We start from the raw sequence: 21,678 nt of genomic DNA, 5'->3' as shown, positions 1-21,678 counted from the left end.
GCTCAACTCCGGGGCCTGTGCACTCTGTTCCGGCCGGTTTCCCCCCGCTTGACTGAACTGCCTCGCGAGAGGCCGACCGGGCCGCCGGCTCCCCCTCGTTCCATACGGCGGCCCGATCCCGCGTCGTCCGCCCGCTCGCCTGCCCACAACTCCGCGGCGGGCGGACGGCGCCCGGCCCCGCGCCCTCAGTGCACCCGTTGCGCGCGGCGGCCGGTGTGCTCCGTGTGCTGCACGGGGACGCGTCCCCGGTCGTTGCGCAGGACGAGCAGGGCCGCGTCGTCGCCGGGCGAACCGCCCGCGTGCGCGAGGAGACGGCCGTACACGGCCTGGATGACGTCCTCCGGCACGATCCTGCGGCGGCGCACGGCGCCGGCCAGCTCGTCCTGGAGGGGAAAGAACCGGCCATGAGCGTCACGGGCGTCCTCCATGCCGTCGGTGTGCAGGAGGAGCCCCTCGCCCGGCGCGATCCGCCCGCACCGCACGGGGGCGATGTCGGCGGGCAGCGGGAACATGCCGACGGGCGGCATCGGCTCGCCGCCGGTCAGCGGTTCGGCGCAGCGCGCGGCGCCCGGCCGCAGCAGGTACGGCCAGGGGTGGCCGCAGTTGAGGGCGTACACGGTGCCGTCCCGGCGGATCTCCAGGAGCAGGACGGTCACGAACTCCTCGGAGAGCGGGCAGTCCGTTTTCTCGTCCGGGGCGACCGGGTGGTCGTCGCAGGCGTGCCGGCGCAGATGGCGGCCGTGCGCGCGCTCCAACCGCCGCAGCACGCCGCCGAGTTCGGGCTCGTCGTGGGCGGCCTCGCGGAAGCTGCCGAGGACGGCGCCGACCCCGGCGAGCGCGCCGAGCCCGTGGCCGCGGACGTCGCCCATGACGACCCGGACGCCGTGGTCGGTGGCGACGACGTCGTAGAGGTCGCCGCCGATGCTGGCGGCGGGGTCGGCGGAGAGCTGGCCCGCGGCGAGCGCGAACCCGTCGAGCCGCGCGGGCAGGGGCCGAAGCAGCACGGACTGGGCGGCGCCCGCGACGGCCTTGACGTCCCGCAGCTCCCGCAGCGGCCCTCGCCGTGCCTGGCTGACCAGGCCGCTGCCGACCAGGAAGAAGACGGCGCTGCTGACGATCCGCGCGCCGAGGCTGTTCTGCCGGGCGAGCGGGCACGTCAGCTCCCAGGAGACGGCGGCGCCGCCCCACAGCGTGGGCAGACCTAGCAGCGCGAGGCCCCGTAACCGGGCACGGAAGGTGGTACGGGTGGGCGCCCTGGTCCTGCTCCGCATCATCATGCCGACGGCCCCCTCGGCCCTGTGTGCAAGCGCGCACGCCGGACTGCCCGGCGGCGGTTCACGACGCATGCCCCCATTCGGCCCACCTCATGGGAGGTCGTCACCCGAACGAGTGAGGGGCGCATCCGGTGGTCCCGGATGCGCCCCTCACTGGAGCCGTGCGCGCACCGCTCACGCGCCGCGCAGCACCGCGCCCGTCTCCTCGGCCGCCCGCGCGACCGCCGCGTCACGCGCCGCGCTGGCCTCGTCGACCGTCAGGGTGCGGTCGGGGGCACGGAAGCGCAGGGCGTAGGCCAGGGACTTCTTGCCCTCGCCGAGCTGCTCCGCGTTCTCGTACACGTCGAACAGGCGCAGCGACTCCAGGAGTGCACCGGCGCCGGCGCGCAGCGCCTCCTCGACGGTCGCCGCCGGGACGTCCTTGTCGACGACGAGCGCGACGTCCTGGGTGGCCACGGGGAACGTCGAGATCCGCGGCGCCCGCACGGGACCGGCGCTCGCCTGCTCGACGAGGTCGAGGTTCAGCTCCATGGCGCTGGTGCGGGCGGGCAGGCCGAGCGCCTTCACGACGCGCGGGTGCAGCTCACCGGCGTGCCCGACGAGCGTCTTGGCGCCGTCCAGCGTCACGTACAGGGCGGCGCACCGGCCGGGGTGCCACGGCCCGTACTGGCCCTGCTCCACGGTGAGTGCGGTGCCCGCCTCGTGGGCGATGACGCGCGCCGCCTCGACGGCGTCGGCCCAGCTCGCCGGGGTGCCCTTGCCCCACCAGCCGGTCTGCTCACGGGCGCCCGCGAGGACGACCGCGGCGTGCCGGGGCTGGTCGGGGAGGGCCGCCGTGAGGGACGCGATCTCCTCGTCGGTGGGCCGCCGGTCCACGGGCAGGCGCGGCGCGATGCGCAGCTCCTCCCGCGGGTGGAAGACCAGGCCGGTCTCGAAGAGGGCCAGGTCGTGGCTGCCGCGCCCGTCGTTGCGGCGCAGCGTGGACAGGAGGCCCGGCAGCAGCGTCGTACGGAGGGCGGGCTCCTCGTCGGAGAGCGGGTTGACGAGGGTGACGACGCGGCGCTTCGGGTCGTCCTTCTCCAGGCCGAGCTGGTCGAGGACGGCCTCGCCGATGAACGGGTAGTTCGGCGCCTCCACGTAACCGGCGCCCGCGAGGACGCGGCCGACGCGCCGGTGCAGGCGCTGGCGCTCGGTCAGGCCGCGGCCCGCCGGGGGCTTGGGCAGGGTGGAGGGCAGGTTCTCGTAGCCCTCCAGGCGGATGACCTCTTCGGCCAGGTCGTTCGGGTCGGTGAGGTCGGGGCGCCAGGACGGCACGGTGACCGTGAGCGCGTCCTGCCCGTAGACGTCGCAGCCGACCTCCTGGAGGCGGCGCACGACCGTCTCGCGGCCGTAGGCGACGCCCGCGACCCTGTCCGGGTGGTCGGCTGGGATCGTGATGGTGCGCGGGGCGCCCGGTGCGATGACCTCGGTGACGCCCTGCTCGGCGGTGCCGCCCGCGAGCAGCACGAGCAGGTCGACGACGCGCTGCGCGGCGGCGGCCGTGGCCTGCGGGTCGGTGCCGCGCTCGAAGCGCTTGGACGCCTCCGAGGACAGCTTGTGGCGGCGCGAGGCACGGGCGACGGTCAGCGCGTCGAAGTGCGCGGCCTCGATGACGACGTCGGTGGTCCCGGCGCCCTCCTCGTGGTCGGCGATCTCGGTGTTGGCGCCACCCATGACACCGGCGAGGCCGATCGGGCCCCGGTCGTCGGTGATGACCAGGTCCTCGGCGTCGAGGGTGCGCTCGGCGCCGTCGAGGGTCTTGAGCTTCTCGCCGGGCTGCGCCCGGCGCACGCCGATCGCGCCCTGGATGAGGGAGCGGTCGTAGGCGTGCAGCGGCTGGCCCAGCTCCAGCATCACGTAGTTCGTGACGTCGACGGCGAGCGAGATCGGGCGCATGCCCGCCTTCTGCAGGCGGCGCTGGAGCCAGATCGGCGAGCGGGCCTCGGGGCTGAGCCCGGTGACCGTGCGGGCGGTGAAGCGGTCGCAGGCCATCGGGTCGGCGACGCGGACCGGGTAGCCGTGCGCGTTCGGCGCGGGCACGTCCAGGAGCGCCGGGTCGCGCAGCGGAAGCCCGTACGCGGTGGCCGTCTCACGGGCGATGCCGCGCAGCGAGAGGCAGTAGCCGCGGTCCGGGGTGACGGCGATGTCGAGCACCTCGTCGACGAGCTGGAGCAGCTCGATCGCGTCGGTGCCGACCTCGTGCTCCGGCGGCAGCACGATGATGCCGTGCGAGCCGTCGTCGCCCATGCCCAGCTCGTCGCTGGAGCAGATCATGCCGTGCGAGACCTTGCCGTACGTCTTGCGCGCGGCGATCGCGAAGCCGCCGGGCAGTTCGGCGCCGGGCAGCACGACGACGACCTTGTCGCCGACCTGGAAGTTGCTCGCGCCGCAGATGATCTCCTGCGGCTCGCCCGTGCCGTTGGCGGTGCCGACGTCGACGGTGCAGAACCGGATCGGCTTCTTGAAGCCCTCCAGGACCTCGATGGTCAGCACCTGGCCGACGACGAGGGGGCCCTTGATGTCGGCGCCGAGCTGTTCGACGGTCTCTACTTCGAGGCCGACGCCGACCAGCTTGGCCTGCACGTCACGGCCGGTCTCGGTGGCGGGGAGGTCGACGTACTCCCGCAGCCAGGAAAGCGGGACCCGCATCAGATCTCCATCCCGAACGGCCGGGTGAAACGGACGTCACCCTCGACCATGTCTCGCATGTCTTCGACGTTGTGGCGGAACATCAGCATCCGTTCGATGCCGAACCCGAAGGCGAATCCGCTGTACTTCTCGGGGTCGACACCGCACGCGGTCAGCACGCGCGGGTTGACCATGCCGCAGCCGCCCAGCTCGATCCAGCCCTCGCTGCCGCAGGTGCGGCACGGGCGGTCCGGGTTGCCGACGGACTCGCCGCGGCACACGTAGCAGACCATGTCCATCTCGGCGGACGGTTCGGTGAACGGGAAGTAGTTCGGGCGCAGACGCGTCTTCATGTCGTCGCCGAAGAGCGCCTTGACCATGTGGTCGAGCGTGCCCTTCAGGTCGGCCATGGTCAGGCCCTCGTCCACCGCGAGCAGCTCGATCTGGTGGAAGACCGGGGTGTGCGTGGCGTCCAGCTCGTCGGTGCGGAAGACACGGCCGGGGCAGACGACGTAGACGGGCGGCTCGCGGTCGAGCAGCGTGCGGGCCTGCACGGGCGAGGTGTGCGTGCGCAGGACGACACCCGACTCGTCGCCCTCGGTGCCTTCGGGCCCCTGGACGAAGAAGGTGTCCTGCATCTGCCGCGCCGGGTGGTCGGGCGTGAAGTTCAGGGCGTCGAAGTTGAACCACTCCGCCTCGACCTCGGGGCCCTCGGCGACCTCGTACCCCATGGAAACGAAGACGTCGGCGACGCGCTCCATCATGGTCGTCAGCGGGTGGCGGGCGCCGGCCGGGACGCGGTCGTAGGGCAGCGTGACGTCCACGGCCTCCTCGACCAGGACGCGCGCGTCGCGCTCGGCCTCCAGCTCGGCCTGGCGGGCGGCGAGGCCCCGGCCGACGGCGGCGCGGGCCTGGCCCACGAGCTTGCCCGCGGCGGCCTTGGCCTGCGGGGGCAGGGCGCCGATCTCACGGTTGGCGAGCGACAGCGGCGACGTGCCGCCGGTGTGCGCGACCTTGGCCTCCTGAAGCGCCTCGAGCGAGTCCGCGGCGGCGAAGGCGGCGAGCGCCTCGTCCCGCACGCGCTCGATCTCTTCCGGTTTCAGTGCCTCGACCTCGACAGGGTCGTACGACTTGTTCGGTGCCGACATCTCTTCCCGTACTTCCGATTGGCTGGCGGATGGCCCCGTCGCGACTTGTCCCGATGATGTGGACGAACTGTCCCTGACGTGGAGACGCAATGTGCCAAAGGACGAGTCTAACGGGGGTGACGTGTGGGGATGCGCCCGTGGGGCCGGTACCGCTCAGGCGTTCAGGTACGCCGGGGCCGCCACGGGCAACGTAAATCGGAAGCGGGCGCCGCCACCGGGCGCCCGGCCGACGGTGATGGTGCCGCCGTGGGCCTCGACGATGCCCTTGACGATGTAGAGGCCGAGCCCGGTGCCGCCGCGCTTGCTGCCCCGCCAGAAGCGGGTGAAGACGCGGTTCATGGACTCCTCCGGAATGCCCGGGCCCTCGTCGCTGACGGTGACCGAGGTCGATTCCCTGGCGGTCGTGGAGGGCTCCACGTCAATGGTGACGGTTCCCTCGCCGTGGCGCACGGCGTTTTCCAGCAGGTTGCTGAGGACCTGGTCGACCTTGTCGGGGTCGGCCCACAGATCGGGCAGCGGCTGCCGTACGCGCAGCAGGAACCGGTCGGCGCTCTGCCCCGAGGCGACGTGGGCCTGGATGTGCCGGGAGACGGCGGCCGCGATGTCGACGGGCTGGCGGCGCAGCTCCAGGCGGCCGGAGTCGATGCGGGAGATGTCGAGCAGCTCGGCGATGAGCCGCGTCACCCGGTTCGCGTCGGCGTCGACGGTCTCCAGCATCAGCCGCTTCTGCTCGTCCGTGAACCGCTCCCACTTCGCGAGTAACGTCGCGGTGAACCCCTTGACGCTGGTCAGCGGCGAGCGCAGCTCGTGCGCGACGATGGCGATCAGCTCGGCGTGGCTGCGCTCGGTACGGCGCCGGGCCTCGGTGTCGCGCAGCGAGACGACGACGCGGCGCACGGGCCCGGTGGGCCGGGTGCGTACGTAGCGGGCGCTGACCAGGACCTCACGGCCGCCCGGCAGCAGCAGGTTCCGCTCGGGCTGCCCCACGCGCGTGGCGAGCCCGCCGTACGGGTCGGTCATCTGCCACCAGCGCCGCCCTTCGAGGTCCTCCAGGGGCAGCGCGCGGTCGAGGGGCGCGCCCAGGGCGCGGGCGGCGGGCACGGCGGTGATGCGCTCGGCGGCGAGGTTGAAGCAGACGACGTGGCCGCTCTCGTCGGCGACGACGAGTCCGTCGGGCAGGTCGTCGGCGGTGAGGCCGGTTCCGGCGGGACCGGGCGTGGGGGCCCCGTGGGGGGCGCTCACCCCTGCTGTCCTGCTGGTGCGGACCGTCATCTCCCCGTACCCCACCTCTCGAAACGGCGCAGTGGGCCCCGAGTTCGCCACCCTACTAGTCACGAGTGACCGACTACCAGTCACCGCGACGGTCCCGGGGGCTCAGTGACGGCACCCGCCGGGGGCGCGCTGGGCGCGCGCGGAGGCGTAGAGGCAGACGGCGGCGGCCGTGGCGAGGTTGAGGCTCTCGGCCTTGCCGTGGATGGGGACGCGGACGACGGCGTCGGCGAGCGCGCGGGTCTCCTCGGGCAGCCCCCACGCCTCGTTGCCGAAGACCCAGGCGGTCGGGGTGCCCATGGTCCCCTTGTCCAGCTCGTCGTCGAGGTCGTCGTCCCCGGCGCCGTCGGCGGCGAGGATGCGTACGCCCGCCTCCTTGAGCTTGGCGACGGCCTGCTCGACGGGCACACCCACGGCGACGGGCAGATGGAACAGGGAGCCGACCGACGCCCGTACGGCCTTGGGGTTGTACAGGTCGACGGAGGCGTCGGTGAGGACGACGGCCTCGGCGCCCGCGGCGTCGGCGCAGCGCAGTACGGTCCCGGCGTTCCCGGGGTCGCGTACGTGCGCGAGGACGGCGACGAGCTTGGGCCGGGCGGCGAGGATCTCCTCGAACGGCGTGTCCAGGAACCGGCAGACGCCGACGAGCCCCTGCGGGGTCACGGTCGTGGAGATGTCGGCGATGACGTCCTCGTGGGCGAGGTGCACACGGGCGTCGATGGCGCGGGCGTCGGCGACGATGTCGGCGTAGCGCTCCGCGGCGTCGAGGGTGGCGAACATCTCGACCAGCGCCCCGTGCGCGACGGCCTCCCGCACGGCCTGCGGCCCCTCGGCGAGGAACAGCCGCTCCTTCCCCCGGAAGTTCCGCTTGCCGAGCCGCCGGGCGGCGGAGACGCGGGACGACTTGGGAGAGATCAACTCAGGAGCGGCAACCATAAGAACTCACCTAGGAAAGGAGCGCCCCGTAAGGGGCGCGGGGAACTGCGCGACCAGCCACACACGGCCGGTGCGCGGCACACGACAGACGATGGCAGACGGGATGCCGAACGCATCGGACCCGCAGGCCAGCTGACCTGCGGGTCCGATTACACCGGCTCAGCGGAGCGTCAGGCCGCGGCCTTCGGCGCGTTGACGTCCGCCGGCAGCGCCTTCTGCGCGACCTCGACGAGCGCCGCGAAGGCGTTCGCGTCGTTGACGGCGAGCTCCGCGAGGATCTTGCGGTCCACCTCGATGTTGGCGGCCTTCAGACCCTGGATGAGGCGGTTGTACGTCATGCCGTTCTGGCGGGCAGCGGCGTTGATGCGCTGGATCCAGAGCTGGCGGAAGTCGCCCTTGCGCTTCTTGCGGTCGTTGTAGTTGTAGACCAGGGAGTGGGTGACCTGCTCCTTGGCCTTGCGGTACAGACGCGAACGCTGACCGCGGTAGCCGCTGGCCTGCTCGAGGATCGCCCGGCGCTTCTTGTGCGCGTTGACTGCGCGCTTGACGCGTGCCACTTGTTGACTCCTTGTAGCGGGGCCGGGGTGTTACTCACCCGACCCGAATTCGAATAGGTCCCGGTTCAGCCGACGTGCGCGGCGCCGAAGCGCCCGCAGGTCACTTGCCGAGAAGCTTCTTGATCTTCGCGGCGTCGCCCGGGGCCATCTCGGCGTTGCCGGTGAGGCGGCGCGTCACGCGGGACGACTTGTGCTCGAGCAGGTGGCGCTTGCCGGCGCGCTCGCGGAGCACCTTGCCGGAGCCGGTGATCTTGAAGCGCTTGCTGGCACCGCTGTGCGACTTGTTCTTCGGCATAGCGCCGTTCTCTCCTCGTCAGTGGCGCTCCCGGCCGGTCCGTGCTCAGGGCCCGGACCGGCCGTGCGGGAACGTCAGTTGTGTCAGTTGGTTTCCGGGGCGCACAGGCTGTACGCCGCCGGATCATGCCTCGGCAGGTGCCTCGGCGTCCTCGGTGACGGCCTCGCCCTCAGCCGCGTTCTGCGACTTGCCGGGGTTGGCCTTCGCGTCGGCCTTGCGGGCGGCCTGCGCCTCGCGGGCCTCGGCCATCGCCTCGGTCTTCTTCTTGTGCGGACCGAGAACCATGATCATGTTTCGGCCGTCCTGCTTCGGGTTCGACTCCACGAAACCGAGGTCCTCGACGTCGTTCGCGAGACGCTGCAGCAGTCGGTAGCCGAGCTCCGGCCGGGACTGCTCGCGACCACGGAACATGATCGTGATCTTGACCTTGTCGCCCTGCTTGAGGAACCGAACGACGTGACCCTTCTTGGTGTCATAGTCGTGCGGGTCGATCTTCGGCCGGAGCTTCATCTCCTTGATGACCGTGTGCGCCTGGTTCTTGCGCGCCTCACGGGCCTTCATGGCCGACTCGTACTTGAACTTGCCGTAGTCCATGAGCTTGCAGACGGGCGGACGGGCCGTCGCCGCCACCTCGACCAGGTCGAGGTCGTACTCCTGAGCGAGCTCAAGGGCCTTGGCAAGCGGAACAATCCCGACCTGCTCGCCGCTGGGACCGACAAGTCGCACTTCGGGAACGCGAATCCGGTCGTTGATGCGGGGCTCGGCGCTGATGGATCCTCCTCGGTTAGCACCACACGACGGCCTGGCGGACCGCCGCGTATTCGTCTCTTCACTGGTTACCAACCGCGCCGACGCACAAAAAATGCCCCGGACGGTACACACGCGGGGCTCCAAGGAAATACCGGAGCACCGCCACGGTGGACCGCGGGGCGCAGACTCGGACGGTTCCATCGTCCGTACGGAACGATGGGGACCGTCTGACCGGTGACCCGCCTCCCGTGAGGGTGGTCGGGTGGGAGATCGGAGCCTCCACTTGTGGGCCGGGTACTCAGATCGCTCGGGGTGCGAGGACGTGGGTGTCCGGCCGGTCGTTACACAAGGTTAGCAGCACTTGGCAGGTACGCCCAACCGGGTGCGCGCACGTGGGTGCGGTGAGGGCGGCATATCGTGTGGGGCATGAGTGAGCCCACCCCCGCAGCCGCTTCCCCCGCTGCCCCCGAGACGCCCGACTACGACGCGCTGACCCGCGACATCGCCGAGGTGCCCGCCGTCGAGGTCATCGTGACGGTCGCGGTGAACCTGATGAGCGCCGCCGCGGTGAAGCTGGGCCTGACCGAGGAGGGCGACGCCCACAAGGACCTGGACGAGGCCCGCAAGCTGATCCACGCCCTCGCCGGTCTCCTCGACGGCAGCGCCACGGAGATCAGCTCGTTCCACGCGGCGCCGCTGCGCGACGGCCTGAAGTCGCTCCAGCTCGCCTTCCGCGAGGCGTCCCTCGTCCCGGACGAGCCGGGCCAGGGCCCGGGCGAGAAGTACACCGGGGCGGTGTACGGCTAGGACCCCGGTCTGCTCAGATCTCCCGTACGAAGAGGGGCTCGCCCGGTGGCGTCGCCTCGGCCGGCAGAAGTGCCAGGTCGAGGCCGCGCACCAGGCGGGCCCTCAGTGTTGCGTCGGCGGCGATGCGCCCGGCCACGGCGCGGGCCGTCGTCGCCGGGTCGGCGCCGGGCGCGAGGACCAGGGCGAGGGTGCCGTCCGCCTGGCCGGGGCCCAGGTGGGCGCGGTGCACGGCGGGCTCGGCGGCGACGGCGGCGCGCACGGCGCCGGTGACCGCCGGGTCGGCCAGCGGGTCGGCGCTGGTGCGGCCCTCGGCCAGGGCGTAGAGGGCGGCGCCCGTGATCTCGTACGGGACCGGGCCCGCGAGGTCGAGGACGACCGTGTCGGCCTTCTCGTGCGCGGCGGCCTGGAGCGCCTGGTGCAGCGGGACGGCGACCGGGCGGGCCTCCGGGTCCCACAGGGCCAGCGCGTGGGTGGAGGTGAAGGCGGGGAGCGCGGTGCGGCTGCCCGCCTTGAGGGTGGGGACGGCCATGTCGCTGGTCTTCTCGCGGCGCAGCCCGTTCTCGTCCTCCTCCACCTCGCCCAGGACCGCGACGACCGGGACCAGGAGGCGGGCCCCCTTCAGCGCTTCCAGGACCGGGCCGTGGGCCGTGCGGTCCTTGTCCCAGGCGGCCAGGGCCTCGGCCAGGCGCGGGTCCGCGGAGCCGTCGTCGTCGGAGAAGCCGGGGTCGGGAATGTTCTTGTTCGCCACGTTCACCGACCCTACCGAGCCGCCTGGCCCGTATTCTCAGCGGACCCTGAGGTGCGGCTCAGGGTGCGCACAGGGCGCCGCCGCAGCATCGGCACCATGTCCCACGCAGCCGGCCGTCGCCGACGCCCCCTCCTCCGTGCCGCCGTCGCCTCGGCGGCGCTCCTCGCCGTCGGCGCCGGCACTACGGTCTACGTGACGACGCAGCCGCACGACGCGACCGCGCTCGTCTCGCGGACCACTGCCGAGAGGAGCCCCGTGGACCGGGACGCCCAGCTCGCCGCCGCCGTGCGGGCGCTCGCCGACGGCCATGACGGCGAGGTCTCCGTGGCCGTGCTCGACGTGACCGGCGGTGCGAGCGCGACGTACGCGTCCGGCGACGGCACGTACGACACCGCCAGCATCGTGAAGGTCGACGTGCTCGCCGCGCTGCTGCTGCGGGCGCAGGACGAGGACCGGGCGCTGACCGCGCGGGAGAAGGCGTACGCCGCCGCGATGATCGAGCGCAGCGACAACGACGCGACGACCGCCCTGTGGAGCACCATCGGCGGCGCGGACGGCCTCGACGCGGCGAACGGCCGCCTCGGTCTGACCCGCACCACCGGCGGCGACGGCCCGCTGTGGGGGCTCACCCAGACGACCGCCGCGGATCAGCTCGTCCTGCTCCGGCAGGTGTTCGGCGTCGGCGGTTCGGTGCTGAGCGCGGCGTCCCGCGCGTACGTCCAGGGGCTGATGGGGAACGTCGAGGCCGACCAGGCGTGGGGCGTCTCCGCCGCGGGCTCCGCCGGGGCCGCCGCCGAGCTGAAGAACGGCTGGCTGCGGCGGTCCACCACCGAGCTGTGGGACATCAACAGCGTCGGGCGGGTGAGCGCGGCCGAGAGGCGGTACCTGGTGGCGGTGGTGTCCAACGGCAGCACCACCAAGGACGACGGGATCGCGCTGGTGGAGGGCGTGGCGAGGGCGGCGGTGGGGGCCGTCAGCGGCGACGCGTGACGCGGTGGGTGCGCCACAGGTGGAACGCCGCGCCGAGGAGCAGCGCGCCGAGGGTGTAGGCGGCCGGGGCCACCCAGCCCGCCGGTTCGGTGTCGTCCGGGTCGTCGGGGCCAGGGCCGAAGTACTTCTCGCCGTACGAGGCCGGGGCCAGGGTCCGCGGTCTCAGCTTCGCGCCCGCGCTGATCGCGGCGGCCGGGTCGACCATGCCGAAGCCGCGCGAGTCGTCGCGGCCCCCGGCGGGCGGGTCCCCGGCCGTGTCCTCCATGAGCTGCTTGATCTGGGCGGGGCTCAGGCCGGGGTGCGCGGCGCGGACCAGGGCGACGGCGCCGGAGACGAACGCGGAGGCGGCGCTGGTGCCCCACGCCGAGTAGTACTTGCGGTCGGGGTCGGCGGTGACGATGCCGCGGCCGGGCGCGGCGACGCTGGCGTACCAGCGGCGGGTGGAGAAGTCGGCGCGGTTGCCCGCCGAGTCGACGGCCGTGGCGGAGATGACGCCGGGGTAGGCCGCCGGGTAGGAGATGTGGTCGCCCTTCTGGCCGCCGTTGCCCGCGGAGGCGACGACGGAGACACCTTTCTTCAGGGCGTACTGGACGGCCTCGTCCTCGCCCGCCTCGGCGTGGGCGGTCGGCGAATCGTCGCCGAGGGAGAGGTTGATGACGTCGGCGCCGTGGTCCGCGGCCCAGCGGATGCCCTCGGCGAGGGCGTTGCCGCGGGTCTCGCGGGCCTTCGCGCGGGAGGCGTCGCCGTCCTCCAGGATCACGCGGACCGGCAGGATCTTGGCCTCCGGGGCGATGCCGATGACGCCGTCGCCGTTGCCCGCGCCGTGCCCGTGGCCCGCGATGATGCCCGCTATGGCGGTGCCGTGGCGGGCCCAGGGGCGGTCGCCGCGTCCGGCGCCGAACCCTATGAGGTCCTTGCCGGCCAGGACGTTGCCCACGAGGTCGGGGTGCTGGTCGTCGACGCCGGTGTCCAGGACGGCGACGGTGACGCCCGCGCCCTTCGTCGTCCGCCACGCCTCCTGGGTGTGCAGGGCGGTCAGGCCCCATTGCTGGGCGCGGACCGAGTCGGCGTGCGCGGCGGTGGCCGGGAGCAGGGTGAGGGCCGCGGCGCCCGCGAGGGCGGCGACCCGGCGGAGGCGGTTCATGACGTCTGCTCCGTGGACTTCTGGACGGCCTTGCGCAGACCCCGTTCGACCCGGTCCGCGATGCCCTGCGCCTCGTGGCCGAGGCCGGCCTGGGCGGGGGCGGTCGTGGCGTCGGTCTTCATGGCGTCGGCGGCGGGCTGCGGGTCGGCGACGGTGCGGCCGTCGGCGAAGCCGCTGACCGCGTAGACGACGACCGGGGCGTCGGTCAGGACGTTGAGCGTCCAGGACGCGCGCTGGGCGTCGCCGAAGTGCGCGGCGTCGGTGCCGGGGACGGCGTACGGGCGGGGCAGGAGGTCGGCGCGGCGGTCCAGGCCCCCTTCCGTGAAGCGGGTGCGCAGGGACTTGGCCGTCTCGGCGTCGGCGGTGGTGAACAGCAGGCCGACGGTCGTGACGTTGCTCTGCGTCGCGTCGGTGTACGTGGCCCGCAGCAGGCGCTGGCAGCCCGCCGGGCGCAGCGCCTTCCTCAGCAGCGGGTCGAAGGCGTCCTTGCAGCCGCTGTCGGGGGCGACGCCGATCCGGGTCCAGGTGCGGTCGGCTCCGCCGGGGCCCGCGCCCTCGCCGTTCAGGGTGCGGGGGAAGAGCCGGTCGACGGGGGTGGCGTGCCACAGGTCGGCGGCGTCGCGGTAGGCGCTCTGCGCGGAGACGGCGGCGCCGCTGTCGTCCCCGGTCAGCAGGGTGCCGGTGGCCGCGCCGCCGATCAGGCCCAGACCCAGGACCAGGCAGGCCGCCGCGGCCGCCGCGCGGGGGCGGAGGCGGGTGCCGATGGGGCGGAGGCGGGTGGTGCTGTCGTCGTAGTGCTCGGGGCGGGCGAACGTGACGAAGGGCCTGCCGGCCGTTGCCGGGTTCGGGGTGAGGTCCACTGTGCCCAGGGGGCGGCGGGGGGTTTGGGGCGGGGCCGGGCGGAGGCGGGCGGTGCTTTCGCTCGGGGCGTGCGCGGGCCCGCCGTGGGGGGTCGTCGTGTTCGTCGCGGGTGCTGCGCCGTCGTGGCTGGTCGCGCCGTTCCCCGCGCCCCTGACGGGGCTTGGCGGGGTGTCCGGGAGGCGGGATGATGCGGGTGGTGGGGGTGGGGTCGTCGGCATCGGTGGGGGCTGGGTCGGGCGGGGTGGTGTTGAGGGGCGCGGCGGGACGCTGCGGGCTTCCGTGCTCATGCCTCCCCGTTTCCTCAGCCTGCGTGCGCGTCACTCTAACGGGCCCGCCCAGGGACCGGGCCACACACTCCGCGCCGGCGGCCGATCTGCCCGGAACGTCCCTCTACCCTGCGGTAATCGCGTCTGGCAGGCTGCGTCCATGACACCGCGCGCCGCCGACCGGGCCCGCTTCGACCGGGCCACCGCACACCTCGACGCCCCGCTGGCGCTCGTGGATCTGGACGCCTTCGACGCCAACGCCGACGATCTCGTGCGGCGTGCCGCGGGGAAGCCGATCCGGGTGGCCAGCAAGTCCGTACGGTGCCGGGCCCTCCTTGAACGGGTCCTCGCGCGGGACGGGTTCGCGGGGGTCATGTCGTTCACGCTCGCGGAGTCGATCTGGCTGGCGCGGTCCGGGTTCGAGGACGTCCTGCTCGCCTATCCGTCGGCGGACCGTGCCGGGTACGCCGAACTGGCGCACGATCCCAAGCTGGCCGCAGCCGTGACCGTGATGATCGACGATCCGGCGCAGCTGCGGTTGATCGACAGCGCCCGGGACGGGGGCCGGGAGGAGATCCGGGTCTGCCTGGAGCTCGACACCTCGTGGCAGGTGCTCGGCGGGCGGGTGCGGATCGGCGCCCTGCGGTCGCCGTTGCGCACCCCGGCCCAACTCGCCGATCTGGCACGGTCCGTCGGGCGCACGCCCGGGTTCCGGCTCGTGGGGATCATGGCGTACGAGGGTCATGTCGCCGGGGTCGGTGACGCGATGGCGGGGCGGCCCGTGCGGTCGCGGGCGATCCGGCTGATGCAGGCGGCGGCGCGCAAGGAGCTGGCGGTGCGGCGCGCGGAGGTGGTGCGGGCCGTGCGCGCGGTCGCGCCCGATCTGGAGTTCGTCAACGGCGGCGGGACCGGGAGCGTGCAGCACACCGCCGCCGAGGACGCCGTCACCGAGATCGCCGCGGGGTCGGGGCTGTACGTGCCGCGCCTGTTCGACAACTACACCTCGTTCAGCGGGCGTCCGGCCGCGCTGTTCGCCCAGCCGGTCGTGCGCAGGCCCGGCGTCGGCGTCGTCACCGTGCTCGGCGGCGGCTATCCGGCGTCGGGCGCGGCGGGCCCGGACCGGCTCCCGGTGCCGTACCTGCCGGAGGGGCTGCGGTACGACGCGCAGGAGGGGCCCGGGGAGGTGCAGACTCCGCTGCTCGGCTCGGCCGCCGACGATCTGCTCATCGGCGACAAGGTGTGGTTCCGGCACGCGAAGGCCGGTGAACTGTGCGAGCGGTTCGAGGTGTTGCACCTCGTGGAGGGCGATGCGGTCACCGAGACCGTGCCCACGTACCGGGGCGAGGGGTACACCTTCCTCTGAGGTCCGCGCCGCCCCGTCCCACCGGCATCCGGCGGGACGGGGCGTGCGGTCCTGACGGAGGTCAGTGCACCGAGTCAACCTGGTCGGGTACGACCGAGCCGTCCTCCCGGTGCAGCGGGCCGAACCCGCCCCGGGGAAGGTTGTAGGCCGCGGTCGAGCACGGGTACGTGCCGGACTTCTTCGGCAGCGGCTCGATGAACATCGGGTTGACGACCCAGCGTCCGTCGGCGTTGTCGTAGGCCCGGCACATGATCTCGTTCTTGTTCCGGTTGAGGACGAGGTGGGCGCCGGTCGCGTCGCCGACGAAGGTCACGTCGGTGTCGGCGTCACCGCCGCCGAGCGCGATGCGCTGGGCGAAGTCCTGCTTCTTCCAGGCGGCCTTGCCGTGCACCCCGTAGATCTCCTGGTTGATCCAGCAGCGCTTGCCGTCGATGTACGGGATGGCCTCGCCCTGGGTCCTGCCGACCCCGCCGCAGCCCTCGTTGTACGTCGTGATGCGGCCCTGGCGGTCCAGTACGGAGCGGATCGCGATGGTGTGCTCCCGGTCGATGCCGACGCCGCGCGACCAGACCTCGGTGACGGGCTCGGACCCGGCGGAGACGATGTAGACGTCGAAGCCGGCCTTCTGGAGCGTACGGATCAGGTCGCGCTGCTGGGCGTAGTAGCGGACGTAGCCGGGGATCGTGTGCGTGCCGAGCTTCTGGGTGGCGCCGACGGGTGCGGCGAGCGCCTCCTTACGGGCGGCGGCCGCGTAGGACTCCAGTTCGGGGACGGTGTGGCCGGCGAAGAGCTGCGGCACCCAGGCGTACTGGGGGACGGTGCGGCGGTGGTTCCAGTCGCCCGCGAAGGCCGGGGCGCCGCTCATGGTCTTGCCGGACTCGCGGATGCTGAAGATCTCGTCCGTGCAGTCGGTGTCGGTGGAGGTGGGCAGCGGGGAGCCGACGGGGACGCGGGTGCCGCAGGCGGCGGTGAGCGCCCTGTCGGCCTCGTGCGTCAGCCACTTGCTGGTCTTCTTCCAGCTCGCGGGGCGCAGGATCTTGTCGTGCTTGAGGGACCAGGCGATGGTCGCGTCCGTGACGTCGTTCTTGGAGACGGTGTTGTCCCAGTCGAACGCGGCGACGGGGCGCGGCCCGTGACGGCCGTTGCACAGGCCCCGTTCGTCGATCGTGCGCTGGAGCTTCGCGCGGTTGTGCCCGTACCACGGGAGCTTCTTGGAGAGCTGCGGGCAGGCGGCCCGGGACGTGGCGGGGGACGCGGACGTGGCGGCGGCCGCAGGAGAGACGAGAGCCGCGGCCACCAGGGTGGTGACCACGGCCGAGGTCCACGCGGCAACATTTCTGTTACGCATTCGGGGACCGTACACCGACCTGGCGTGTCCCCTACAGAGGCGTGACGTACGCGCCCGAGATGCCGCCGTCCACAAGGAAGTCGGTGGCGTTGACGAAGGCGGCGTCGTCGCTGGCGAGGAAGGCGACGGCGGCGGCGATCTCGTCGGCCTCGGCGAACCGCCCGACCGGAATGTGCACGAGGCGCCGCGCGGCCCGCTCCGGGTCCTTGGCGAACAGCTCCTGGAGGAGCGGGGTGTTCACCGGACCCGGGCACAGGGCGTTCACCCGGATGCCTTCCCGCGCGAACTGCACGCCCAGCTCGCGCGACATGGCGAGGACGCCGCCCTTGGAGGCGGTGTACGAGATCTGGGAGGTGGCGGCGCCCATCCGTGCGACGAACGACGCGGTGTTGATGATGGAGCCCTTGCCCTGGCGCCGCATGTACGGGATCGCCGCCTTGCAGCACAGGTACACGGAGGTGAGGTTGACGTCCTGGACGCGCTTCCACGCCTCCAGGCCCGTGTCGAGGATGGAGTCGTCGTCGGGCGGCGAGATGCCCGCGTTGTTGAAGGCGATGTCGACGGAGCCGTAGGTGTCGTACGCGGTGCGGAACAGCGCCTCGACCTGCTCGGCGTCGGTGACGTCGACCTTCACGAACGTCCCGCCGATGTCCTCGGCCGCCTTCTTGCCGGTCGCCTCGTCGATGTCGCCGCAGACGACGTGGGCGCCCTCGGAGGCGAGGCGGCGGACGGTGGCGAGGCCGATGCCGCTCCCGGCGCCGGTGACGACGGCGGTGCGGCCGACGAGGCGACGGCAGATGTTCTCCTGCGACTGCGAACCGGTCACTGGGATGGGCCCTCCGTGCTTTCCGTGCTGATGAAGACGTTCTTGGTCTCGGTGAAGGCGGTCAGCGCGTCGGGCCCCAGCTCACGGCCGAGCCCGGACTGCTTGACGCCGCCGAACGGGGTGAAGTAGCGCACCGCCGAGTGCGAGTTCACGGACAGGTTCCCGGCGCGGACGGCGGCGGACACCCGCAGGGCGCGCCCCAGGTCGCGGGTCCAGAGCGACCCGGCGAGCCCGTACGGGGTGGCGTTGGCGAGGCGGATCGCGTCCTGCTCGTCCGTAAACGGCAGCAGGACGGCGACGGGCCCGAAGATCTCCTCGGTGGCCGCCGGGGAGTCGGCCGCCTCCCCGGTGAGCACGGTCGGGGGGAACCAGAAGCCGGGCCCGGTGGGCGCGCTGCCCCGGAAGCCGTCGGCGGTGTCGGGCACGTAGCCGCGTACGCGGTCGAGCTGTGCGCGCGAGATCAGCGGCCCCATCTGCGTCTTCTCATCGGCCGGATCGCCGACGACGACGGCACCGATCGCCTCGGCGAGCAGCGCCGCGCACTCCTCGTACACCGATTCCTGGACGAGGACGCGGGTGCGGGCACAGCAGTCCTGCCCCGAGTTGTCGAGGAAGGAGAACGGGTCGAGGGCCTTCGCGAGGTCCGCGTCGGCGAAGACGATGTTGGGGCTCTTGCCGCCGAGTTCGAGGGTGACGGGTTTGACCTGGGCGGCGCAGCGCCCCATGACCTCGCGGCCGGTGCGGGTGGACCCGGTGAAGACGATCTTCCCGACGTCCGGGTGGTCGACGAGGGCGCGGCCCGCGACGCTCCCGTGTCCTGGCACGACCTGGAACAGCCCTTCGGGCAGTCCGGCTTCCAGGGCGAGTTCGGCGAGGCGGAGGGCGGTCAGCGGGGTCGTCTCGGCGGGCTTGAGGACGACGGCGTTGCCCGCCGCGAGCGCGGGGGCGGTGCCCCAGGCGGCGATGGGCAGGGGGAAGTTCCAGGGAGCGATGACGCCGACGACGCCGAGGGGTTCGTGGAAGGTCACGTTCCAGCCGCCGGGGGCGGGGATCTGCGCCCCGTTGAGGCGTTCGGCGCCGCCGGCCGCGTAGAGGAGGAGGTCGCGGACGTTCCCGGCCTCCCAGCGGGCGTTGCCGATGAGGTGTCCGGCCTCGCGGACCTCCAACCGGGCCAGTTCCTCGACGTGTTGGTCGACGATGTCGGCGAAGCGGCGCAGGAGGCGGGCGCGGTCGGCCGGGGCGGTGGCCGCCCAGGCGGGCTGGGCGCGGACGGCGCGCGCGACGGCGGTGTCGATGTCCTCGGGGGTGGCGGCGGGGACGGTCGCGACGACCTCTTCGGTCGCCGGGTTCAGTACCTCGAGAGGTGGCTGGGACAACGGAGGGTCCTTACATGCGTTCGAAGGAGCGGCGCAGCTCCCAGTCGGTCACCGCGGCGTCGAAGGCGTCGGTCTCGACCCGGGCCATGTTGCGGTAGTGGGCGACGACCTCGTCCCCGAAGGCCGCCCGGGCGATGGGGCTGTGCTCCCACAGCTCGGCGGCCTCGCGCAGGGTGGTGGGGACGTGGTCGTACCCGGCGTCGTAGGCGTTGCCCGTACAGGGGTCGGGCAGGTCGAGTTCGTGCTCGATGCCGTACAGGCCCGCCGCGACGAGGCCCGCGACGGCGAGGTGCGGGTTGACGTCGCCGCCGGGGAGCCGGTTCTCGAAGCGGAGCGAGGGGCCGTGGCCGACGACGCGGAGGGCGCAGGTGCGGTTGTCGTGGCCCCAGGCGACGGCGGTCGGGGCGAAGGAGCCCGGCTGGAACCGCTTGTAGGAGTTGATGTGCGGGGCGTAGAGGAGGGAGAAGTCGCGCAGGGCGGCGAGCTGCCCGGCGAGGAAGCGGCGCATGACCTCAGACATTCCGTTCGGGCCCGCCATCACGCTCGTACCGTCCTCGTCGGTGAGCGAGAGATGGATGTGGCAGGAGTTGCCCTCGCGCTCGTTGTACTTCGCCATGAAGGTGAGCGAGACGCCTTCCTGCGCGGCGATCTCCTTGGCGCCCGTCTTGTAGATCGCGTGCTGGTCACAGGTGACGAGGGCTTCGTCGTAGCGGAAGGCGATCTCGTGCTGGCCGGGGTTGCACTCGCCCTTGGCGGACTCGACGGTGAGGCCCGCGCCCGCCATCTCGTTGCGGATGCGGCGCAGGAGGGGCTCGATGCGGCCGGTGCCGAGGACGGAGTAGTCGATGTTGTACTGGTTGGCCGGGGTCAGGCCGCGGTAGCCCGCGTCCCACGCCTGCTCGTAGGTGTCCTTGAAGACGATGAACTCCAGCTCGGTACCGGCCTGGGCGCGAAGCCCGTGCTCGGCGAGGCGCTCCAGCTGGCGGCGCAGGATCTGCCGGGGCGCGGCGACGACGGGCGAGCCGTCCTCCCAGGCGAGGTCGGCGATAAGCAGGGCGCTGCCGGGGTGCCAGGGGATGCGGCGCAGGGTGGTCGGGTCGGGGCGCATCGCGAAGTCCCCGTAGCCGCGGTCCCAGGACGACATGGCGTACCCGTCGACGGTGTTCATCTCGGCGTCGACGGCGAGCAGGTAGTTGCAGCCCTCGGTGCCGTGGTGCAGCACCTCGTCGAGGAAGAAGCGGGCGGCGAACCGCTTGCCCTGGAGCCGCCCCTGCATGTCGGGGAAGGCGAGGACCACGGTGTCGATCTCGCCGCCCGCGACGAGGGCGTGCAGCTCCTCCACGCCGAGCGGGGATGTGCGGTCTGCCACGGGAAGAACCTCCTTGGGGCCCGAGGGTCCCTCGGGTCGGCCGAGAGCCATAAGGTATGGCCACAGACCATTGATTGGGAAGGGGGCCGGTCCGTATGGCGCACACGGACGGCGAGGGCGGCCTCGGGACGGTGCTGCGCCCGGTCAGGGCGGGCAACGGGTTCGAGGAGGCCCTCGAACAGATACTCCAGGTCGTCCGGCTCGGCCTCGTCCCGGCCGGTGAACGACTGCCGTCGGAACGGGAGTTGGCGGACCGCCTCGGCATCAGCCGGGTCACCCTGCGCGAAGTCCTCAAGGTGTTGCAGGACCAGGGGCTCGTGGAGTCGCGGCGCGGCCGCTACGGCGGCACGTTCGTGCTCCCGCGCTCCGGCGCGGCGGGCGAGGACGAGCTGCGGCGCCGGATCAAGGGCGTCGACATCGAGGACGTCCTGCGCTTCCGTGAGGTCCTCGAAGTGGGCGCGGCCGGGCTGTGCGCGACGCACGCCCCGGACGACGAACGGGCCGCCCGCCTCCGCACGGCCCTCGCCGCCACCCACGACGCGCCGCTCACGGACTACCGCCGCCAGGACACCCTCCTCCACCTCACCCTCGCCGAACTGTGCGGCTCCCCCACCCTCGCCGCCCAGTACGCGGCGGTCCGCGCCACGCTGAACGACCTCCTGGACTGCATCCCCTTGCTCGTACGGAACCTGGAGCACTCCCAGCGCCAGCACACCTCCCTGGTCGAGGCGGTGCTCGCCGGGGACGCGGACGGCGCGCGGGAGACGATGCGCGAGCACTGCGGCGGCACGGCGGCACTGCTGCGCGGCTTCCTCACCTGAAAAGGTCCGCGCCCGCCCCATTGACCCGGCGGCGGAGTGTTCGCATGCTGAACGCCGCTGTCGCCCGCGCGACGATCTCGTACGCTGCGAGGCCGGCCGGGGCCGGGAAGGACCGCACCGCACGGAGTACGACCGAGGTTGGGGAGCACGGCACCATGGTGAGGCCGCTGATAGGCATCAGCACCTATCTGGAGAAGCAGACCCGGTGGGGTGTGTGGGAGCTGCCCGCGGCGCTGCTCCCGGTCGGCTACCCCCGGCTCGTGCAGGGTTCCGGCGGGCTCGCCACGATGCTGCCGCCCGACGATCCGGCCAGCGCCCCGTCCGTGGTGGCGCGGCTCGACGGCGTGATCGTCGCGGGCGGCCCCGACGTGGACCCCGGCCGCTACGGCGCCGAGCGCGACCCCCGTACGGGCCCCGCCGCGACGGAGCGGGACACCTGGGAACTCGCCCTGATCCGCGCCGCGATGACCTCCGGCACGCCGCTGCTCGGGGTCTGCCGGGGCATGCAGCTCCTGAACGTGGCGCTCGGCGGGACGCTGACACAGCACCTGGACGGCCATCTGAAGGAGGTCGGCACGTTCGGCCGCCACACGGTGACCCCGGTCCCCGGCACCCGCTACGGCGACCTGGTCCCGGAGCCGACGGACGTCCCGACCTACCACCACCAGGCCGTCGACCGGCTCGGCCGGGGCCTGGTCGCGTCGGCCCACGCACCGGACGGCACGATCGAGGCGGTGGAGCTGCCCGGCATGACGTGGGTGATGGGGGTGCAGTGGCATCCGGAGATGGGCGAGGACAGCCGGGTGACGGAGGGCCTGATCCGGGCGGCGTCGGCCCCGCACGGCTTCTGACAAGCGCCTGAG

20 protein-coding genes are annotated in these 21,678 nt (G+C 72.9%); 5 read left to right on the top strand and 15 right to left on the bottom strand.

All coding sequences use genetic code 11. The annotated features are described in order from the left end of the window. Nucleotides 1-185: 185 nt before the first annotated feature. From ABZ877_RS23125 to infC, 8 genes are all read right to left on the bottom strand, one after another. Nucleotides 186-1,277, bottom strand: a complete 1,092-nt coding sequence (locus tag ABZ877_RS23125) for a PP2C family protein-serine/threonine phosphatase (RefSeq protein ID WP_361074198.1) — start codon at nucleotides 1,275-1,277, stop codon at nucleotides 186-188. A gap of 171 nt (nucleotides 1,278-1,448) precedes the next feature. Continuing rightward, entirely contained in the window at nucleotides 1,449-3,962 is a 2,514-nt protein-coding gene (pheT, locus tag ABZ877_RS23120) for a phenylalanine--tRNA ligase subunit beta (RefSeq protein ID WP_361074196.1), read from the bottom strand. Continuing rightward, nucleotides 3,962-5,089, bottom strand: a complete 1,128-nt coding sequence (gene pheS / locus ABZ877_RS23115) for a phenylalanine--tRNA ligase subunit alpha (protein ID WP_361074194.1) — start codon at nucleotides 5,087-5,089, stop codon at nucleotides 3,962-3,964. Before pheS ends, pheT begins: the two co-directional genes overlap by 1 nt. Nucleotides 5,090-5,242: 153 nt before the next feature. Further along, complete coding sequence (locus ABZ877_RS23110; RefSeq protein WP_361074192.1) at nucleotides 5,243-6,361, bottom strand: ATP-binding protein; 1,119 nt, start codon at nucleotides 6,359-6,361, stop codon at nucleotides 5,243-5,245. 102 nt (nucleotides 6,362-6,463) lie between these two features. Then, nucleotides 6,464-7,294 carry an RNA methyltransferase gene (locus ABZ877_RS23105; RefSeq protein WP_361074190.1) on the bottom strand — a complete coding sequence of 277 codons (831 nt, stop codon included), beginning with the start codon at nucleotides 7,292-7,294 and terminating at the stop codon, nucleotides 6,464-6,466. Nucleotides 7,295-7,464: 170 nt separating this feature from the next. Then, nucleotides 7,465-7,851, bottom strand: coding sequence for a 50S ribosomal protein L20 (rplT, locus tag ABZ877_RS23100; RefSeq protein ID WP_006350245.1), 387 nt, complete (start codon nucleotides 7,849-7,851; stop codon nucleotides 7,465-7,467). A 100-nt stretch (nucleotides 7,852-7,951) separates the two neighbouring features. Next, nucleotides 7,952-8,146: a 50S ribosomal protein L35 gene (gene rpmI, locus ABZ877_RS23095; RefSeq protein WP_003977225.1), complete on the bottom strand. Its 195-nt coding sequence runs from the start codon at nucleotides 8,144-8,146 to the stop codon at nucleotides 7,952-7,954. Between the two features lie 123 nt (nucleotides 8,147-8,269). Continuing rightward, nucleotides 8,270-8,917 carry a translation initiation factor IF-3 gene (gene infC, locus ABZ877_RS23090; RefSeq protein ID WP_361074366.1) on the bottom strand — a complete coding sequence of 216 codons (648 nt, stop codon included), beginning with the start codon at nucleotides 8,915-8,917 and terminating at the stop codon, nucleotides 8,270-8,272. Between the two features lie 405 nt (nucleotides 8,918-9,322). Between infC and ABZ877_RS23085 the strand changes: the two genes are divergently transcribed. After that, on the top strand, nucleotides 9,323-9,703 hold the full coding sequence (locus tag ABZ877_RS23085) for a DUF1844 domain-containing protein (RefSeq protein ID WP_361074188.1): 381 nt from the start codon (nucleotides 9,323-9,325) through the stop codon (nucleotides 9,701-9,703). 13 nt (nucleotides 9,704-9,716) lie between these two features. On the opposite strand, the gene ABZ877_RS23080 is transcribed toward ABZ877_RS23085, so the two are convergent. Continuing rightward, on the bottom strand, nucleotides 9,717-10,451 hold the full coding sequence (locus ABZ877_RS23080; RefSeq protein ID WP_361074186.1) for an SseB family protein: 735 nt from the start codon (nucleotides 10,449-10,451) through the stop codon (nucleotides 9,717-9,719). Between the two features lie 96 nt (nucleotides 10,452-10,547). Between ABZ877_RS23080 and ABZ877_RS23075 the strand changes: the two genes are divergently transcribed. Beyond that, nucleotides 10,548-11,441 (top strand): serine hydrolase, encoded by an 894-nt coding sequence (locus ABZ877_RS23075; RefSeq protein ID WP_361074184.1) that lies wholly within the window; start codon nucleotides 10,548-10,550, stop codon nucleotides 11,439-11,441. On the opposite strand, the gene mycP is transcribed toward ABZ877_RS23075, so the two are convergent. Next, on the bottom strand, nucleotides 11,425-12,585 hold the full coding sequence (gene mycP, locus ABZ877_RS23070; protein ID WP_361074182.1) for a type VII secretion-associated serine protease mycosin: 1,161 nt from the start codon (nucleotides 12,583-12,585) through the stop codon (nucleotides 11,425-11,427). The genes ABZ877_RS23075 and mycP overlap by 17 nt on opposite strands. Further along, nucleotides 12,582-13,445, bottom strand: coding sequence for a hypothetical protein (locus ABZ877_RS23065; RefSeq protein ID WP_361074180.1), 864 nt, complete (start codon nucleotides 13,443-13,445; stop codon nucleotides 12,582-12,584). The genes mycP and ABZ877_RS23065 overlap by 4 nt, the downstream gene beginning before the upstream one ends. Nucleotides 13,446-13,872: 427 nt before the next feature. On the opposite strand from ABZ877_RS23065, the gene ABZ877_RS23060 reads away from it, so the two are divergent. Further along, complete coding sequence (locus tag ABZ877_RS23060; protein WP_361074178.1) at nucleotides 13,873-15,075, top strand: amino acid deaminase/aldolase; 1,203 nt, start codon at nucleotides 13,873-13,875, stop codon at nucleotides 15,073-15,075. Nucleotides 15,076-15,136: 61 nt separating this feature from the next. Here the strand turns inward: ABZ877_RS23060 and ABZ877_RS23055 are convergent, their stop codons facing one another. Genes ABZ877_RS23055 through ABZ877_RS23040 form a run of 4 tightly spaced genes read right to left on the bottom strand, consistent with a single transcriptional unit; the run spans nucleotide 15,137 to nucleotide 19,994 of the window. Further along, nucleotides 15,137-16,423, bottom strand: a complete 1,287-nt coding sequence (locus ABZ877_RS23055) for a haloacid dehalogenase-like hydrolase (RefSeq protein ID WP_361074176.1) — start codon at nucleotides 16,421-16,423, stop codon at nucleotides 15,137-15,139. 31 nt (nucleotides 16,424-16,454) lie between these two features. After that, on the bottom strand, nucleotides 16,455-17,249 hold the full coding sequence (locus ABZ877_RS23050) for a 3-oxoacyl-ACP reductase (protein ID WP_361074174.1): 795 nt from the start codon (nucleotides 17,247-17,249) through the stop codon (nucleotides 16,455-16,457). Continuing rightward, nucleotides 17,246-18,625 carry an aldehyde dehydrogenase family protein gene (locus ABZ877_RS23045; RefSeq protein WP_361074172.1) on the bottom strand — a complete coding sequence of 460 codons (1,380 nt, stop codon included), beginning with the start codon at nucleotides 18,623-18,625 and terminating at the stop codon, nucleotides 17,246-17,248. The genes ABZ877_RS23050 and ABZ877_RS23045 overlap by 4 nt, the downstream gene beginning before the upstream one ends. Nucleotides 18,626-18,635: 10 nt before the next feature. Beyond that, complete coding sequence (locus ABZ877_RS23040) at nucleotides 18,636-19,994, bottom strand: glutamine synthetase family protein (protein WP_361074170.1); 1,359 nt, start codon at nucleotides 19,992-19,994, stop codon at nucleotides 18,636-18,638. Nucleotides 19,995-20,089: 95 nt separating this feature from the next. On the opposite strand from ABZ877_RS23040, the gene ABZ877_RS23035 reads away from it, so the two are divergent. Continuing rightward, nucleotides 20,090-20,815 carry an FCD domain-containing protein gene (locus ABZ877_RS23035; protein ID WP_361074168.1) on the top strand — a complete coding sequence of 242 codons (726 nt, stop codon included), beginning with the start codon at nucleotides 20,090-20,092 and terminating at the stop codon, nucleotides 20,813-20,815. Between the two features lie 155 nt (nucleotides 20,816-20,970). Beyond that, nucleotides 20,971-21,666, top strand: a complete 696-nt coding sequence (locus ABZ877_RS23030) for a gamma-glutamyl-gamma-aminobutyrate hydrolase family protein (protein WP_361074166.1) — start codon at nucleotides 20,971-20,973, stop codon at nucleotides 21,664-21,666. Nucleotides 21,667-21,678 lie beyond the last annotated feature (12 nt).

Origin of the sequence: Streptomyces sp. NPDC046939 (assembly GCF_040644575.1) — a bacterium.
GTDB lineage: Bacteria > Actinomycetota > Actinomycetes > Streptomycetales > Streptomycetaceae > Streptomyces.
Note: the sequence above shows the minus strand (reverse complement) of the source record. Positions and strands in the feature narration are given on the sequence as shown.